Origin of the sequence: Paenibacillus albidus (assembly GCF_014644435.1) — a bacterium.
In the GTDB taxonomy this organism is placed as follows: domain Bacteria; phylum Bacillota; class Bacilli; order Paenibacillales; family Paenibacillaceae; genus Paenibacillus_AQ; species Paenibacillus_AQ albidus.
The window spans coordinates 93,302-110,589 of the sequence record NZ_BMKR01000012.1 but is presented as its reverse complement, the minus strand read 5'-3'; the positions used below and the strand labels follow the sequence as shown (position 1 = coordinate 110,589).

The following is a 17,288-nucleotide window of genomic DNA, read 5'->3' as shown; positions in this document are numbered from 1 at the left end:
TCCCAAGCAGCCATTTCGCGGCCCTTCGTGCATTTTATAGAACCCGCTGCATGTGCAGGATAACATTGCTCCAGTAGCCGTTATCCAGATCACTGATTTGAACGCCGGGGTCGCCCCAGGTATGAATGAACTCCCCGTTGCCGATGTAAATGCCGACGTGGCCGGGAATAGCATCGCTCTCGAAACGGCCGGGAACGGTAAAAAAGATCAGATCCCCTATCACCAGTTCATTGCGTGTTACCCGGCTGCCGAGATTGTCCTGATCCTTGGCCAGACGGGGCAGATCGACTCCGAATTTCTCGAAGACATGCCTGGTGAAAGAGGAACAGTCAAATGTACGGTTGTCTTCGTAAGGGCCTGCACCGAATTCATAAGGAACGCCCAGAAACTTCTTGGCATAAGCGACGAGCTCCCGGCTGTCCGCCCCCGACAAGCTTTGGGCACGGATCGGCTTGGGCTCATCCTGCCGGTCGCTTTCACCGATAATTTTAGATTCCGAAGGCGGGGCTATATTAATCTCATAGGTGTATGGATTCCAGCCCACTTCGGTTTGCAGCAGCTTGGACAATGCACGGGGGGTGACGTAGATTTTTCCCTTCCGGCGCTGCGGAGTATCCGGCAGCTCCAGCTTATGCCCCAGTGAAATCGCCTGTTTGGTGTCGGGCTGCAGCATAAACATAACATCGCTGTAGCCGATTTTGGCATAACCGCCTGAGGTGCTTTCATCCTTCATGCGGTAACCTAACGCAGCAACTGCGGGCTTCAGCGGAATCCAGAAGATGCCCTGGCGGTCCGTGAAATACTCTTTTTCGTAATAGCTGGCAGAGGCGCTCCCCGCAGGCGTGACGGTGCTCACTTTAGGGGTTTGCTTGCTGGCGGTGTACCCGCATCCTCCGATTGTGAGGCTGACTGACAACACAACGGCGACAGCGGCAGTTTGTTTTGTGGTTTTCTTTGGCATTAAGGCACACTCCATGTTCAAACTTTACTTTAAGTTTGCGTTAGGAGTCTCTTTTTTATGTGCAAAGGTTGCAATGGAATGATGTCAAAAATTATGATTACCACAATTTTCATTAAGCGGGATAAGTGATTGACGGATAAAGCACCTCCATATAATATAAGTTTAATAGATTGGCTGGTGATGATGGAAGAGTGGCGCAAGCTGTCGCTTTAATGCTTTTAAAGAGGAAAGCGACAATGCTGTGTTGCTCCTTTCAGGGCACGCGCTGATACCTTAAACGAAATGGGGTTATTTCATGAAAAGAAAGAAAATTTGGTTAGGGCTGAGTCTGTGTCTGACACTTGTGACTGCCGGTTGCGGAAGCAACAACAATGCAGCCGTAAATTCGGGGAATACGCCAAATTCCGGCACTGCTGCCACTGAAGCCCCTGCGAGTACAGAGACTAAATCCTATAAGATTGCCATCTCCCAATATGTGGAACATCCTTCACTGGATGCTACACGTGAAGGGTTTCTGGCCGCTCTGAAAGATGCCGGACTGGTCGAAGGGGAGAACCTGAAGGTTAATCTGGAGAATGCCCAAGCTGACCAGGCCAACAATCTCTCCATTGCCCAAAAAATTGCGGCTGACGGCAACGATTTGGTGTTGGCGATTGCCACACCGTCTGCCCAAGCTGTGGTGCAAAATGTAAAAAAAGATACTCCGGTTTTGTTCGCAGCGGTAACGGACCCGCTCGATGCCAAAATTGTAACGGATCTTGAGAAACCCGGCGCTAATGTCTCCGGTGCTTCCGATACGAACCCGGCGGCTATCTCACAACTGATGGACTTCATTGCCGAGCAGTTCCCTAACGTGAAGAAGCTGGGACTGGTCATTAATGAAGGGGAACAAAATGCCGTCGTGATGTCAGGTATCGCCAAGGAAGCGCTCGACAAGCATGGGATTGAACTGGTGAAAGCAGCCATTACCAATACTTCCGAAGTAAAACAGGCGGCAGAGTCATTGGTTGGCCGTGTGGATGCCATGTATATTACACTGGACAATACTGTAGTCAGCGGTGTCGACACTATCATTCAAACCGCGAATGAGCATAAGATTCCTTTCTTCTCCAGTGACCGCGATACGGTGGAGAAAGGCGCTTTTGCGACAGTTGGCTTCAAATATTATGATCACGGCTACCAGGTAGGGGAGATGGCTGTGGAGATCTTGAAGGACGGCAAAAATCCGGGCGAGATGAAGGTAACGATGCAGGAGAAGCTGGACCTGATTCTTAACCTCAAAGCGGCGGCGGCGCAAGGCATTGAAGTGACGGATGCCATGAAGGCGGCAGTAACCGATCCGGACAACAATATTATTCAATAAAAGCTTACAAAGGGGCGCTTCCTGAGGGACGCCCTTTGCCGCTTGAAGGAGGAAGTCACCCATGTTTGATTCAATGCTCGGTGCTGTAGAAAGTGGGTTTTTATACGCATTTATGGCCTTGGGCGTATATATCACCTTTCGGATTTTGGATTTTCCCGATTTGACTGTAGATGGAAGTTTTACAACCGGCGGTGCGATTGCAGCCGTTATGATTACGAATGGCTATGAGCCATTTCTCTCTACGCTTGCTGCACTGGCAGGCGGAATGGTGGCGGGGATGTGTACGGGACTGCTGCATACCAAAGGCAAGATTAACGGGCTGCTGTCCGGTATTCTGATGATGATCGCGCTTCACTCCATTAATCTGCGGATTCTGGGCAGGCCGAATGTTTCGCTGATGGGGGAGAACTCCATTTTTACCACGATTGATCCTTTGTATGTTATGCCGTTTGTCCTCATTCTTGTCAAAATATTGATGGATCTTTTTTTGCGCACCGACCTGGGGCTTGCGCTCCGGGCGACCGGAGACAATGCACGAATGATCCGCAGCTTTGGCGTCAACACAGACAACACCAAGATTCTGGGTATCAGCTTATCGAACGGCTTAGTGGCGCTGGCGGGTGCACTGGTTACACAGTATTCTACGTTCGCCGACTCCTCTATGGGGATCGGGATGATCGTCATCGGTTTGGCTTCGGTGATTATTGGTGAGGCTATCTTCGGAAGCCGTACCGTGTTCCGGGCTACGCTGGCCGTTGTGCTGGGTTCTATCGTATACCGTATCGTAGTTGCGCTGGCCTTGCGTGTGCCTTGGCTGGATGCATCCGATCTGAAGCTGATTACAGCGATTATCGTCATTATTGCACTTGTGTTCCCATCCATTCAGCGCTATATGAAACAGAAGAATACAGCGCGCAGGCGGACTGCCGAACTGGCAGAGCAAGTGCTGAGCAGCAAGAGAGGGGGAAGCGCCGATGCTAAAGCTAGATAATGTATCCAAGCTGTTCAACCCCGGTACGGCAGATGAGAAGATTGCGCTGCTTGGTATTGACCTGGAGCTTCATCCCGGCGATTTCGTCACCATTATTGGCAGCAACGGTGCCGGTAAATCAACCTTGATGAATATCATTTCCGGGGTCATGAAGCCGGATTTGGGTGAAGCCCGTATTGAAGGCAGCTCGATCAGCCATTTGGCGGAACATCAGCGCAGCCACTGGGTTGGCCGGGTCTTTCAGGACCCGATGGCGGGAACGGCGCCCCATATGACGATTGAAGAGAATCTGGCCATGGCCTACAAACGCGGAAAAAGCAGAGGCCTGTCCTTCGGAGTAAATGCGAAGAGACGAGCCCTGTTCCGCGAGCAATTAAGCCGTCTGGGCATCGGCCTTGAGAATCGCCTGCGTGCCAAGGTAGGGTTGTTATCCGGCGGGGAAAGGCAGGCGCTCAGCCTGCTCATGGCGACCTTTACCCAGCCGCAGATTCTGCTGCTGGATGAGCATACGGCAGCGCTTGACCCTTCCCGGGCCGAGCTGATTACCAAGCTTACAGAGACGATTGTCCGGGAGATGAAGCTGACCACTCTGATGGTTACACACAATATGGAACAAGCCATTCGTCTCGGCAACCGGCTGATTATGATGGATAAAGGAAGAATTATTCTCGATATTGACGAGACCCGCAAAAAGGATCTGACCGTCGAGCACCTGCTTAGCGAATTTGAAACGATCAGCGGACACAAGCTGGCCGATGACCGCATCGTGCTGGGATAAGAATAGCTAGGATTATACGTGACAGCCATAAGAGGCTTGGAAGTGAAATCTGAAATCAGACTTCAAATCCAGGCCTTTTATGTTGTTTTTATGTTCACATATATTCAAAGCAGTTTATGATACAGTAAAGTAACAGTTGATGATTTCGGGAATGGAGGCTGATTTACGATTCGTATTTATAAGAACGCTTTCAAAAATTCGGGTATTTTTAACAAGATGATTATGCTGATTTCTTTTCTGCTGCTGTTATCGTTTCTTTTTTCCCTGACCGTGCTTCAGTATGTCTACCGGATTTATGACCAGCAAATTTATGAAAAGGCTTCCGAAGTGCTCGGCATGTCTTCCATCAGTATTGAGAATGAGCTTAAAGAATTGGAGCAGCTTTCTTTCACGGTTGTTTCCGACGAACAGATTCAGCAGTCACTGCGCCAGCTTCTGGACGATCCGACACCCTACGAAAGAATGGTGCTGCACAACAAAATAATCAATCGTCTGGTTGCCTTTGCCGGCGCTGAAAAATATGTCTATACCATGATGCTGATGGACGCAAGGGATGGGGTGATGACGGCCGGCAACCGTGAGAGTTTCTCCCAATCGCTCCAGGACCAGCTAAAACCGCTGGCAGCCGGGGCGAAAGGCAGCAATGTCTGGCATATCCAGGGGAGCAAAAACTCCCTGCTTGCAGTCCGGCAGATTAAATCCTACAGAGGTTCAACGTTTACGCTCGATAACTTGGGAACGCTGGTCATTAGAATCCGGATTGACCGCATCATTGCCGACAGCACAGACCATTCTGCCAAAGACGGTCAGCTTATTGTTGCAGATGCTTCCTCAAGGCAGGCGGTTTATCCTGAGGAGGCTATCCTGGAGCCGGACGAGCTCTCTCAAATCATCGACCTTCCGGACGCTTATCACACAGAGAGCTACGGAAAAGGCACCTATTTCATTGCCAAAACAAACTCCTCCTATATGAACTGGACTTATATCAACGCTACCCCTTTTAGCGGGATGTTCAGGCAGATCACGCTGGTCAAACGTCTGGTTGTTATTATTTTTGCTTGTATTCTGCTGCTCGGATTGCTGCTTGGCTATCGTCTCGCCCGGAGTGTCGTACGGCCCATTACTAAATTGACCGGAAAAATGAGGAGGATTGAAAGCGGAGATCTCGATAATCTGGAGGAACAGTCCCTGGGCATCGTCTCCCAGACTGCGGAGGATGAGGTGAGCCAGCTGAACCGCACTTTCAAAATGATGATCCGCCGGATCAGGGAGCTGATTGAGGAGAATTATGCGAAGCAGCTGGTGATTCGGGATACCGAGCTCAAGGCGCTGCAGGCGCAGATTAATCCGCATTTTTTGTACAATACGCTGGAGTCCATTAATTGGCTGGCCAAGCTGAACAAGCAATCCAAAATTTCAGAAATGGTAGAAGCGCTTGGCTACCTGCTCCGCAGTTCCATCGGGATTAAAGTGCCGCTGATCACACTTGAAAAAGAATTAAGCATCGTTCAGAGCTATGTCACCATACAAAAGACCCGCTTTGAAGAACGGCTGGATTTCCATCTGGAGGTACCCGGTGGTCTGGAAGGTACTCTGATCCCCAAACTCACGCTGCAGCCGCTGATTGAGAATGCGATCCGTTACGCGCTGGAGCCGAATATTGAGCCGTGCAGAATCTCGGTGTCCGTCAGGCAGCGGGAGCAAATGCTGGAGCTTACGGTCAGTGATACCGGTCCCGGGATGACGGTGGAATTCATCCGTGATCTGCAGCAGGGCCGGATTCAGACACGGGGTCAGGGCATTGGTCTGGCTAATATTACGGAACGGGTCCAGCTGCTGTTTGGTCAGGAGTGGGGAACAGTCATTGAGAGTAAGCCGGGGTCCGGAACGACGATCCATGTACGTATTCCTTATTTGAAAGGAGAAGAGAGACATGTATAAGCTGCTGCTGGTAGATGATGAACGGCTGATTCTGGAGGGGATTTCACAGGTGGTAGATTGGGGGAAGGCCGGAACTGAGCTGGTCGGGACGGCCCGGAACGGAATCGAAGCGCTGGACAAAATAGCGGCTCTGAATCCCGATATTGTGATTACCGATATCTCGATGCCTGGTCTGGACGGACTGGAGCTGGTAAAGCGGTGCAGTGTAAGTTATCCGCAACTGAAGTTCGTCATGTTGACCGGATACAAGGACTTCGACTATGCCTGTACAGCCATGTTGCATGGGGTGAAGCATTATCTGCTGAAGCCCTGTAACGAGAATCAGATTCACGATGCTCTGGCAGAATTGGTACAGGAGCTGGAAGAGAGAAGCAGCAAAGAACAGTTCGTTAGCGGCATGAAAGAGCGTTTCGCCAAGGTGCTTCCACATGTCAAAGAGCAGTTTCTGAAGGAATGGATCTCCAACAAAACCTATGGCAGCCGGGATCTGGAATATTACCAGGATCTGTTCGGCATGGAGCTGAACGACAAAACGGTCCGCCTGGTTCTGTTCCGTCTGGAGGATTCTTACGAATATGAGCATTTGTTCGCTCTGCAAAATATCGGCCAGGATATTCTCGGCGAGATCCTGCTGAGTGCAACAATCAGCAGCTATCTGCTATTTCTGGTGGAGCATAAGCCGGATGCCGAAGGGGAGGACACGCTGCTTAACCGGATTCAGGAGGCCCGGGAAGTATTCTGCAGATTCTATAATATCACGGTTACGGTTGCCGTAAGCGACGCGGACCAGATGATCCATTCCCGTAAGCTGTACCGCCAGACCCTACAGTGCATGAACCACCGTTTCTATCTGGATGAAGGGAGTCTGATCACCGGCAGCGATATAGAAGGAGCCGAGTTGAGCGAGGGGCAAGAGATCGAACTGGATGAGGATCTAATCTGCCAGCTGATCAAGGCCGGCGACAAAAGCGCGGTAGAGACAGAGCTTGAACGGTTGTTCGGCATATTGTCCGCTCAGCGTCTGGATATCAGCGTAACCCGTTCCTATGTGCTCCAGCTCTATTCCGCGATGATTCGTTTATGTCTGCCGGAAGAAAGAGCCGCTTTCACCTCAGGAATGGCCGAGCTGGCCGGGCTGCGGACATTATGCGCACTGAAAGAGTATGTCAAAGCGGCTGCGGGCCGCTTAAGCGGGATGTATGACCGCCATTTCGTCTCCCGCCAATCGTCCATTGTAGAGAAGATGAAGCGGATTATCGAAGAGGATTATGGAAATGCGGAGTTATCTCTTGGCACGGTAGCTGCGGGTATGCTGTATATGAATCCCGATTATTTAGGGAAGATCTTCAAAAAGATTACGGGCGAGAAGTTCTCCAATTACGTTACGAATTACCGGATCAGCCGGGCCTCGGAGCATATTCTCCGCAGCGGGGATGTCAAGGTATTTGAGCTGGCCGAAATGTTCGGCTTTGGCGGCAATGCGCAATACTTCAGCCAAGTGTTCAAAAAAGTGACCGGGAAAACGCCAACCGACTTTATGCGCCCGCAAACGGACTGATTATTAAACAAACAAGACGGTTTTTTGTATTCTAACCTAACGCGAAATTTGAGAGAATTTGACTATGGAAGCGCTAACAGTGATAACGGCACTTTCAAAATATAGTATGACAAGGGGAGAGTTGAATTTGAAAAAGAGAAGCGCTTTATTGGCAATCCCGTTATTGTTATCACTGCTGTCCGGCTGTGGAGGAGGGAACAACACGGCAACCACCGAAACGAATGGAGGTACGGATGCAGCAGGCAATAAACAGGCGGCAACGACCTCCACAGAACCGGTGACGCTCCGGATCGCCTGGTGGGGCGGAGACACAAGACATTCCTATACACAGCAAGTTATTGATATGTATGAAGAGATGAACCCGCATGTCACCATAGAACCGGAATACGCTTCTTTTGATGACTATTGGAAGAAGCTGGCTCCGCAGGCTGCCGCGAACCGGCTCCCGGACATTGTGCAAATGGATATCTCCTACATCAATCAATATGGTACGAATGGACAGCTGGAAGACATGACTCCTTATCTGAATAAACAAATCCAGGTTGGCGATGTGAACGAAAATGTGCTGAATACCGGCAAAATCGGGGATAAGCAATACGGCGTTCCACTTGGTGTCAATGTGCTTGGATTCCATTATGACCCGGCGTTGCTGAAAAAAGCAGGCGTAGACTCCATTCCGGAGAACTGGACCTGGGATCAATATAAGGAAGTTGCCTTAAAAGCAAAGGCTGCGGGTCTGTATATGGACAGCTCCATGGCAGCCGATATCTTCTTCAATTATTTCCTGCGGACCAAGGGGCTGGCGCTGTACAACAATGAAGGGACGGGGCTTGGTTATGAAGATGATGCCCTGTTCGCTGAATTCTTCGGAATGCTCTCGGGTCTGATTGAGCAGGGCGCTGTGCCTACCCAGGACAAACTCAGCCAGAACAAAGGTGTTGTGGAAGAATCGGATATCGTCAAAGGAACCGGGATCGGGATCTGGCAGTGGTCCAACCAGTATGTAGCCCTGCAAATTGCCGTGAACCGTCCAATGGAGCTGGCACAAATGCCGGGGCCGGATATGGAAAAAGGACTTTATATGCAGCCTAGTATGTACTGGTCCGTTACGGCCAGTTCCAAAGCCAAGGAAGAGGCTGCCAAGTTCATTGATTTCTGGACCAACAATGCAGAAGCCAACAAGCTGATCAAAGGCGAACGCGGAGTGCCGATTTCCAGCAAAATCAAAGAGTCCCTCGCAACTGAACTGACCGAATCCGGCAAACAGGTATTCAAATTCGTGGCCGACATGGAGCCGCTTACTTCACCAATGAGCCCGCCGGTTGGATCGCCGGAGGTAGTTGCCTTGCTTACGGACCTTGCGGAGCAGATGAATTTCGGCCAGATTAAACCGGAAGCCGCCGCTGCGCAATTCCGTAAAGAAGCGAGCGAGATTCTCGCGAACCGGTAATTTAAAGCAGAGCCTGCTGTGTTCCACACACATATAAAAAGGAGTTGGAGATCTTGGCGTTAAGCAATCCGCTTCCTGTACCCCAGCCGGTATTTAGCAAGAAAAAAAACCGTAACCAGCGGCTGAAAAAAAATCTGACCGGCTATGCGTTCATCAGTCCGTTCGTTATCGGATTTCTGTGCTTCACGCTGGTGCCGATGATTATTTCCCTCTACTTGTCCTTTACCAAATATAATCTGTTCTCCCCGCCTCGCTGGGTGGGGATGGACAATTATATCAAGATGTTCACGAATGATCCGAAATATCTGCAATCATTGAAGGTTACACTGCTCTATGTGTTCATCGGGGTTCCCTTGCGTCTGACCTTTGCCTTATTCGTGGCGATGATTCTGAATACGAAATCGCGGATGGTAGGCGCTTATCGGACGATCTATTATCTTCCGTCCATTATCGGCGGCAGTGTTGCCGTATCGATTATGTGGCGCAACATTTTCAGCGATACCGGCATTATCAACGGTTTGCTCGGATTTTTTGGAGTAGGCCCGGTGAGCTGGTTCGGCAATCCGAGTGCAGCGCTGATCATGCTGATTTCCTTGTCGGTTTGGCAATTCGGCTCCTCCATGCTGATCTTTCTGGCGGGACTAAAGAACATTCCTGCGGAAATGTACGAAGCGGCCAGTGTCGATGGTGCAGGATTCTTCCGCAAATTCTTCAAGATAACCATGCCGCTGCTTAGCTCGGTAATTCTGTTCAATCTGGTCATGCAGACGATCAGTGCCTTTATGACCTTTGTGCCAGCCTACATCATCTCCAAGGGTGAAGGGGGTCCGATGGACGGCACCTTGCTGTACTCCCTCTATTTATTCCGCCAGGCCTTTATGTTCAACAACATGGGTTATGCTTCGGCTATGGCTTGGGTGATGCTTCTGCTAGTGGGAATCATGACAGGGATTTTGTTCAAGACCTCAAAATCTTGGGTTTTCTATGAATCGGGAGGAGGTAAGTGATTTATGGCGAAGATTAAAGTCAGATGGCCCATTTACCACATTTTGATCGGCGGGCTTGCCATTGTCATGCTCTACCCGATTCTGTGGATGATCATGAGCTCCTTCAAGGAGAGCCGCCTGGTGTTTGTTACTGCGCAGCAGCTTTTGCCTCATCCTTGGGAGTGGGGCAACTATGCCAAAGGCTGGGAGGGGGTTGCGGGATACTCCTTTGGCGTCTTTATCAAAAACTCGCTTGTAATCGTGGTAGTCGCTACAGTCGGTGCCGTGCTTTCGTCGTCCCTGGTGGCTTTCGGGTTCGCGCGTAACAAGTTCGTAGGTCACGGCCTCTGGTTCGGAATTATGATGATGACCCTGATGCTGCCATCGGACGTCGTGCTGGTGCCGCAATATATTATTTACACCAAGCTGGGCTGGCTGGACAGTATCAGACCTATCGTCATTCCGCAATTTTTCGGAGTTCCGTTTTTTATCTTCCTGATGCTGCAGTTTATCCGGACTATTCCGGCCGAACTGGACGAAGCGGCAACGATTGACGGCTGCGGCAAATTCCGGCTCTACTACAAAATCATCCTTCCGCTGATTCGCCCCGCCATGGCGACTGCGGCAATCTTTTCCTTTTATTGGCGCTGGGAGGATTTGCTCGGACCGGTGCTCTATCTGAACTCACCGTCCAAGTATACCGTCTCTATGGGTCTCAAAATGTTTCTGGACAGTGAATCCGTCTCTAACTGGGGACCGATGTTCGCCATGTCCGTCCTTAGTCTGATGCCGGTAATGCTGATCTTCTTCCTGTTCCAGAAGCAGATTGTGGATGGGATCAGCACAAGCGGGCTGAAAGGCTGAGCTTAAAAAAGTAAAGAAGGGTGCGGCTGAATTTGAATTCCTATCATTTTGATTTCGGCCTCGAAGCGGCGGAGCCGGGCTTTACAAAGGTAAAACCGGATACGCAGTATACCCCGGAGTGCGGATACGGATTCACATCCGGCTCCGTGGTTTTCGGGCGTTACCGGGGCGGAACTGATATTCTGAGAAACGATTTTTGCATTCCGCAGCGTGCCGTCTTACTCATCGATCTACCAGACGGGTTCTATCGGGTTACGGTCCGTCTGGGCGATGCGTGCGCCGAGACCCACACCGTTATCCGGGCCGGAGATGCCCGGTTTGTGCTGCATCCACTCCGGGTGCCGGCAGAACAATATCTGCAGGAAGGTTTCTCCGTACATGTAACCAGCGGACAACTGAGACTGTCGTTCTCAGGAGCTGCACCCCGGATCAATGAGCTTCTTATCACTCCTGACCCTGAAGCGCGGGGATTGTTTCTGGCCGGAGACTCCACTGTAACCGACCAGGGGGAAACGGGCTTTCCTTATGCCGGGTGGGGGCAAATGCTTCCGCTGTTCTTCAAGCCGGGTGTGGCGGTAGACAATCGGGCGCTTTCCGGCCGAAGCTCCAGAAGCTTCATTCAGGAAGGCCATCTGAAGGCTATTATGAGCGCCATCCGTCCCAAGGATTATTTGTTTCTCCAGTTCGGCCATAACGATTCCAAACCGGATGAATTCCGCCATACCGAGCCTTTTACCACGTACAAGGAGCATTTGCTGCAATATATCACGGAAGCAAGGCAGGCCGGTGCTTATCCGGTCCTGGTGACATCGGTACACCGCCGGATGTTTAACCCGCACGGGGAGATCATTGACAGTCATGGCGATTACCTGGTGGCGATGAAGGAGCTGGCCGCTGCCGAGCAGGTGCCGCTGATTGACCTGGCGGCCAAAAGCCGCAAGCTGTTTGAAGAATATGGCCCTGAAGGCACCAAGGAATTGTTTATGTGGACTCATCCGGGCGAATACCTCCACCATCCGGCAGGGGTGCAGGACAATACCCATTTTCAGGTTAAGGGTGCACAGCTGGTTGCAGGCCTGGTGGCCGAAGGAATTCGGGAAGCCGGACTATATGATCTGACCGTTTACATGCGATAGGCAGAAATTACTGTGCTTGATGATAAAGTGTGCGTTCACGATTCATCCTCTGGTATGTGAGGTAAAAGTTAAGGGAAGAACTTAACTGACAAACTTTGCATAGCGATAAGGAGGAGCCCGGAATTATGGCAGACCAAAAGCTTAAAGGCAAGGTAGCGATTGTAACAGGTGGAGGTTCGGGAATCGGCCGTGCGTCCGTGCTGGAATTCGCACGTCACGGTGCCAAGGTAGTCCTGCTTGACCGGACTGTGGAAAAGGCGGAGAAGGTTAAACGCCAGGTTGAGCAGGAGGGCGGCGAAGCGATCGTTATTGGATGTGACGTTTCTCAACCGGAGCAGGTGGAGGCAGCGGTCAATCAAGCTGCTGAACAATGGGGCCGGCTCGATGTCGTGTTCGCCAATGCCGGTATCAACGGAACAATGGCCCCTATTGAGACGATGAAGATGGAGGAATGGGATCAGACGATCCAGATTAACCTTCGCGGAACCTTTGCGACTGTGAAATATGCGATTCCGCACTTGAAGAACCACGGCGGCAGCATTCTTATCAACAGTTCGATCAATGGCAACCGTGTATTCTCGAATATCGGATTCTCTGCATACAGCACCACCAAGGCTGGACAAGTCGCTTTCATGAAGATGGCGGCACTGGAGCTGGCCCAGTTCAAAATCAGGGTCAACGCCATCTGTCCAGGGGCAATTAAGACGGAAATAGGGGACAACACCTTCCCTTCCGACGATCTGGAGGAAGTGAAGATTCCAGTGGAATTCCCCGAAGGGGATCAACCCCTGGAAGAAGGGCCGGGCAGTGCTGCCCAGGTAGCTAAGCTGGCGCTTTTCCTGGCTTCTGAAGACTCGAATCACATCACAGGTACGGAAATTTACTGCGACGGCGCAGAGTCGCTGCTGCATGGCTAAAAGCAAATTGAATAAGGGTCCGTAAAGTGACGGATTCCCTTCCCCTAGCATAAGAAGCCCTGGCGGCTTTGCGAATATGTGAGGGAAGGTGAGTCCGTTTTTTCTGTTTTGGGTAAACCTAAAAATAATGCTAATCATCCACCCTTATTTCCTGTATAATAGATTATTCGTGAAGATAGGAGGAATTCAGATGGATTTACACCTGGAATCAATAATTAAACTGCTGGTGGCCATGCTGTTCGGGCTGTTCATCGGTATCGACCGGCAGATCAAACAAAAACCGCTGGGCATCCGGACCAGTATGGTCATAAGTATTGCCAGCTGCCTGGTAACGCTTGTATCCATCCATGCTTTTGATAAATTTGCCGGTCCCGAGCATCCCAACATGGACCCGATGCGGCTGGCGGCGCAGATTGTAAGCGGGATTGGTTTTCTGGGCGCTGGCGTGATTCTGCGCAGAGGCGGCGATGCCATCACCGGGCTGACTTCGGCGGCGCTCATCTGGACAGCATCCGGGATTGGGATTGCGGTGGGGGCAGGTTTTTACGTAGAGGCATTTTATGCTGTAGTGCTGCTGATGTTTGCCGTCAACGTCGTGCCTCAAATGATTAAGGCGGTAGGCCCGCAGGTACTGAACAAACATGAGGTTTCGGTCAAGATCATTATGGAAGCCAACTTTGTCCTGACCGAGGTCATTCAGAACATTGAGAAACGTCCAGCCAGTGAGAACCGCAAATCGCGGCCTCAGGCCCGTTCTATCCGGCGGATGAAGATCAAGGATCTGGATGATGGCAGACAAATGATTGAGATGGTGTTGTCTGCACCCGACCGTGATTATGCTACTGAAATTTATTATGATGTCAAAAAGATTGCCCATGTCATGAGCGTTGAAGTGGAGCAGTTATAAAATTGCCATGTTTCCACTTGTGAAGATGTGGTAATCTAACAAGTGGAGAGTGATTCTAAGAGAATTGAAGGGAGATTGAGAGTCATGACAATTAGTGCCTATGAAGGGCAATATGAAGGTGAAGCAGCCGTCTGGTTGAAAGCCGGACGTTATGAGGCGGCTATTCTGCCGGGAATCGGAGGCAACCTGATTTGTTTCCGCGATCACGAAAACGGTTACCGTTTCCTGCATGAACCCGGTGCGGAAGAAATGGAGGCCTTCAAAGCAAACCCGGGCATTTACGGGATTCCTGTGTTGTTCCCTCCGAATCGTTATGAGGACGGAGAATTCCCATGGAATGGCCAAACGTATAAATTCCCGGTCAATGAGGCCGCAACACGCAACCATTTGCACGGATTCTTACATACTACAGCGTGGGAGGTTGAAGACTTCGGAAGCAGCAAGACGGAAAGTTTCGTCACCGTTACCGTACGGGTCGATGAGAAGCATCCTTCCTATATCTATCTGCCTCATAAATATACGATAAAGCTGCGTTACAGCCTTGGTGAAGCCGGATTGTCCCAGCAGCTGCTGGTGCATAATGACGGAGAGGAAGTTATGCCTTGTCTCTTGGCTTTCCATACTGCGGTTAATGCCCCATTCGCACCTGGCAGCACAGCCAAGGATTATAAGGTTAAGCTGACGATTGGCGAACGCTGGGAGCTGAGTGACCGGATGCTGCCAACCGGATCGTTCCAGGAATTGCAGCCGGAAGAGCTGGCTCTGCAGGGAGAAGGCGTGAATCCTTTTTATGCGCCGATGGACAATCATTATACCGCCGTGGCCCAGAACGGGCGCAACCGGATGGAATTGACTGACAGCAAAGCGGGAGTAACGCTGGTCTATGATGTAGGTACTTCCTACAAACAGTGGATGATCTGGAACAATGGCGCTACGGAGGGTTTCTTTTGCCCTGAACCGCAAATCAATCTGGTCAATGCACCAAAGGTGGACCTGCCTGCCGATGAGATCGGGTTGTTCAGTCTGAAACCGGGCGAATATTGGGAAGAGAGCAGCCGCTTGTATCTGAAATAACAAACAGTAATAACATCGGGCTGTCTCCATGTTGGGAGACAGCCTTTTGTTCCGCAGAAGGAGGATGCCCATGCAGATTATCGCCATGCTGACTATGCTGATTGACCATATCGGCTATATCTTTTTTCCGGTGGACATAACTTGGCGGGTTGTGGGCCGTATCGCCTTTCCAATCTATTGTTATGCATTGGTCCAAGGTTATCTTTACACCTCCTCAAGGGCGAGATATTTGCGGCGGCTGTTGATCATTGCCGTCATTTCACAGATTCCGTACAATCTGGCCCTAAGTCCAGGAGGCTGGAACGTAGTCTTTACACTGCTGATATCGGCACTTGTGCTGCTCGTATTGGACAAGCTGCCCTCATTGTGGCTGGGGATTCCGGTGGTGGCTGCCGTAATACTGGTCATGGAATTTTTTCCGCTGGATTATAACGCATATGGACTGTTGCTGGTGCTGATTTTCCGGTATACACGTTCCTATGGGCTGGTCCTGGCACATCTGATCCTAAATGCCGTTTACCTGGTCTATTACGGCTGGACTGTACAAATGATCAGCATAGTGCCGACACTGTTTATTGCATATGCACCCGTAGTCTGGAATAAAATCGAGAAATGGCGTATTCCACGCTGGGCCTGGTGGTCTTTTTATCCGGGGCATTTGGCAATTTTAGCCATGGTAAAGATTCTCTGGTTTCGGGAATGGGTAAGTATAGAATGGCGGAGTTTACTCAATTTATGATTTTTTGACCTTTGACGTCAACTCCATTTACAATTCATGCCTCTACCTGAGATAATGAATTGGATTCACACAAATATGATTCAGAGGAGAAATGCTATGAGGAAACTAAAAGCAAAAGCCAAGTGGTTCCTTCCGTTCGTTGCACTGCTGCTGGTGCTATCCGGTTGCCAGTCTGTAGGAGGGCTCGATATCAATAAGGCACTTCTCGACGGGCTGGATGTCAAATCGTCGGAATCAAACACGACATTCTCCATGAACGTTGTGCCCGCTGCAGGAATCAGTGCAGAAGATCAAGAGATGGTTGAACTTATCAATTCCTTTTCCGTCAGTATCAGCAGTCTCAAGCAGCAGGACAATGGCAACCTCTCTGCCAGAGGTACAGTAGGCTACAAACAAATGAAGCTCCCATTCTCCCTCTTCGTGGATAAAGAATCATTGGTGTTCACCGTTGATGGAGCCAAGCAGCCTTTCTATTATCCTATTGCGGGTGTGGATACCCTGCTGGGCACCGCTGCATTTGATACAGAGAAAGCAGAGGCTGTAACCAAGCTGTTCTCTGAATTTGTTGTGAAGAATCTTCCTAATGCCTCCGTAATTAATGTCACGCCGGTCAATGAGGCCGTATACGGAGAGCAGATGAACCTCACGAAGCTACATACAGAAATTACAGGAGATGAGCTTCCCGGCTTATTCAAACAATTCCTTAAATCCATCTCCAAGGATACAGAGGGATTCACTAAGCTGATCGGCGGTCTTTACGACTATTTGTACCCTATCTTCCAGGAAGAAGGGATGGGCAGCCTTAATCTGAATGAATTTGGTTTTGGAGAAATTCCTTTGGACAACAAAGAAGACGTGGTGACTGTTCTGCACGACGCCGCCAAGCTGGCAGTAGATGCTTTACTGCTTGTCTACGATAAAGAGCTGAACAACCTCTATGAGAGCACACCTGAAATCAGCACCGTATTAAGCAAAGATACGAAACTTCAGTATGATGTTTTTGTAGACAGCAGTCTGCATGTGCGCAAACAGAATATTGATCTGCATGTCGTACTGCCGGAAGACGAATATATTCCAATTCGCAGTATCAGCTTCAAATCCCAGAGTGAAGTCTGGAACATCAATGGCCCGGTTACTGCTGATGTCCTAAACAAAGATAACGCTCTGGATGTATCCTCGATTGAGCTTACACCGGGAGAGACTTTGCGGAATTTTGATCCGAATTCCGACATATATCGCTTGCTCAAAAACGAGATGGGAATCACCAAGAAATCCATCAATATCGCTCCGGATGACGAATATTACTATCCGATTGTCGAAGATGGCAACACCTATGTCCCTCTGCGCTACCTGGCTGAAGATCTGGATGCCAAGGTAGAGTGGGATGGAACCTCCCGTTCCATCATCATCACGGAAGACTTAAACGGCGATCAGCTAATCTTCAAGATTGGCTCCGCAGAAGCTACAGTGAACGGAACGAAAGTGAAACTTCCTAAAGCGATCTTTGTAGATGAATACGGGGATGCTTATGTATCGGTCCGCATGTTTGCCGAAGCCCTTCACGCAGAAGTGGAGAAGGACGCCGAGGGATGGATTTATATCAGTCGTGAATAGCAGGTTAAT

15 protein-coding genes are annotated in these 17,288 nt (G+C 50.2%); 14 read left to right on the top strand and 1 reads right to left on the bottom strand.

Translation table 11 applies throughout. The features are described 5' to 3' along the window. Positions 1-34: 34 nt before the first annotated feature. Positions 35-961, bottom strand: a complete 927-nt coding sequence (locus IEY53_RS16085; protein WP_189026638.1) for a C40 family peptidase — start codon at positions 959-961, stop codon at positions 35-37. A gap of 295 nt (positions 962-1,256) precedes the next feature. On the opposite strand from IEY53_RS16085, the gene IEY53_RS16080 reads away from it, so the two are divergent. The 14 genes from IEY53_RS16080 (at position 1,257) to IEY53_RS16015 (ending at position 17,279) form a co-directional block, all read left to right on the top strand. Next, entirely contained in the window at positions 1,257-2,324 is a 1,068-nt protein-coding gene (locus IEY53_RS16080; protein ID WP_189026636.1) for an ABC transporter substrate-binding protein, read from the top strand. 61 nt (positions 2,325-2,385) lie between these two features. Next, the gene (locus IEY53_RS16075) at positions 2,386-3,315 is read left to right on the top strand and encodes an ABC transporter permease (protein WP_189026634.1); all 930 of its coding nucleotides are present in this window, start codon (positions 2,386-2,388) and stop codon (positions 3,313-3,315) included. Continuing rightward, the gene (locus IEY53_RS16070; protein WP_189026632.1) at positions 3,299-4,093 is read left to right on the top strand and encodes an ABC transporter ATP-binding protein; all 795 of its coding nucleotides are present in this window, start codon (positions 3,299-3,301) and stop codon (positions 4,091-4,093) included. Before IEY53_RS16075 ends, IEY53_RS16070 begins: the two co-directional genes overlap by 17 nt. A gap of 216 nt (positions 4,094-4,309) precedes the next feature. Beyond that, positions 4,310-6,034, top strand: coding sequence for a sensor histidine kinase (locus IEY53_RS16065; protein ID WP_189026630.1), 1,725 nt, complete (start codon positions 4,310-4,312; stop codon positions 6,032-6,034). Beyond that, positions 6,027-7,592, top strand: coding sequence for a response regulator transcription factor (locus IEY53_RS16060; protein ID WP_189026628.1), 1,566 nt, complete (start codon positions 6,027-6,029; stop codon positions 7,590-7,592). The genes IEY53_RS16065 and IEY53_RS16060 overlap by 8 nt, the downstream gene beginning before the upstream one ends. A gap of 127 nt (positions 7,593-7,719) precedes the next feature. Next, entirely contained in the window at positions 7,720-9,042 is a 1,323-nt protein-coding gene (locus tag IEY53_RS16055) for an extracellular solute-binding protein (protein WP_373293871.1), read from the top strand. A 122-nt stretch (positions 9,043-9,164) separates the two neighbouring features. Beyond that, positions 9,165-10,049, top strand: coding sequence for a carbohydrate ABC transporter permease (locus IEY53_RS16050; protein ID WP_189026806.1), 885 nt, complete (start codon positions 9,165-9,167; stop codon positions 10,047-10,049). A 3-nt stretch (positions 10,050-10,052) separates the two neighbouring features. Next, complete coding sequence (locus IEY53_RS16045) at positions 10,053-10,892, top strand: carbohydrate ABC transporter permease (protein ID WP_189026624.1); 840 nt, start codon at positions 10,053-10,055, stop codon at positions 10,890-10,892. Positions 10,893-10,924: 32 nt separating this feature from the next. Next, positions 10,925-12,028: a rhamnogalacturonan acetylesterase gene (locus tag IEY53_RS16040; protein ID WP_189026622.1), complete on the top strand. Its 1,104-nt coding sequence runs from the start codon at positions 10,925-10,927 to the stop codon at positions 12,026-12,028. Positions 12,029-12,153: 125 nt separating this feature from the next. After that, complete coding sequence (locus IEY53_RS16035; RefSeq protein WP_189026620.1) at positions 12,154-12,945, top strand: SDR family oxidoreductase; 792 nt, start codon at positions 12,154-12,156, stop codon at positions 12,943-12,945. Positions 12,946-13,135: 190 nt separating this feature from the next. After that, a complete protein-coding gene (locus tag IEY53_RS16030; protein WP_189026618.1) occupies positions 13,136-13,852 on the top strand; it encodes an MgtC/SapB family protein in 717 nt (238 codons plus the stop codon). An 84-nt stretch (positions 13,853-13,936) separates the two neighbouring features. Further along, complete coding sequence (locus IEY53_RS16025) at positions 13,937-14,926, top strand: aldose 1-epimerase (RefSeq protein WP_189026617.1); 990 nt, start codon at positions 13,937-13,939, stop codon at positions 14,924-14,926. Positions 14,927-14,996: 70 nt separating this feature from the next. After that, a complete protein-coding gene (locus IEY53_RS16020; RefSeq protein ID WP_189026615.1) occupies positions 14,997-15,665 on the top strand; it encodes a TraX family protein in 669 nt (222 codons plus the stop codon). Between the two features lie 96 nt (positions 15,666-15,761). Continuing rightward, positions 15,762-17,279 carry a copper amine oxidase N-terminal domain-containing protein gene (locus tag IEY53_RS16015; protein WP_189026613.1) on the top strand — a complete coding sequence of 506 codons (1,518 nt, stop codon included), beginning with the start codon at positions 15,762-15,764 and terminating at the stop codon, positions 17,277-17,279. The last annotated feature ends 9 nt before the right edge of the window (positions 17,280-17,288 follow it).

Bases quoted from the DNA above. Each gene is read 5' to 3' on its own strand.
- IEY53_RS16025 (WP_189026617.1), top strand. From the start codon at position 13,937: ATGACAATTAGTGCCTATGAAGGGCAATATGAAGGTGAAGCAGCCGTC.
- IEY53_RS16065 (WP_189026630.1), top strand. From the start codon at position 4,310: ATGATTATGCTGATTTCTTTTCTGCTGCTGTTATCGTTTCTTTTTTCC.
- IEY53_RS16080 (WP_189026636.1), top strand. From the start codon at position 1,257: ATGAAAAGAAAGAAAATTTGGTTAGGGCTGAGTCTGTGTCTGACACTT.
- IEY53_RS16085 (WP_189026638.1), bottom strand. From the start codon at position 961: ATGCCAAAGAAAACCACAAAACAAACTGCCGCTGTCGCCGTTGTGTTG.
- IEY53_RS16060 (WP_189026628.1), top strand. From the start codon at position 6,027: ATGTATAAGCTGCTGCTGGTAGATGATGAACGGCTGATTCTGGAGGGG.
- IEY53_RS16015 (WP_189026613.1), top strand. From the start codon at position 15,762: ATGAGGAAACTAAAAGCAAAAGCCAAGTGGTTCCTTCCGTTCGTTGCA.
- IEY53_RS16070 (WP_189026632.1), top strand. From the start codon at position 3,299: ATGCTAAAGCTAGATAATGTATCCAAGCTGTTCAACCCCGGTACGGCA.
- IEY53_RS16030 (WP_189026618.1), top strand. From the start codon at position 13,136: ATGGATTTACACCTGGAATCAATAATTAAACTGCTGGTGGCCATGCTG.
- IEY53_RS16035 (WP_189026620.1), top strand. From the start codon at position 12,154: ATGGCAGACCAAAAGCTTAAAGGCAAGGTAGCGATTGTAACAGGTGGA.
- IEY53_RS16020 (WP_189026615.1), top strand. From the start codon at position 14,997: ATGCAGATTATCGCCATGCTGACTATGCTGATTGACCATATCGGCTAT.
- IEY53_RS16075 (WP_189026634.1), top strand. From the start codon at position 2,386: ATGTTTGATTCAATGCTCGGTGCTGTAGAAAGTGGGTTTTTATACGCA.
- IEY53_RS16045 (WP_189026624.1), top strand. From the start codon at position 10,053: ATGGCGAAGATTAAAGTCAGATGGCCCATTTACCACATTTTGATCGGC.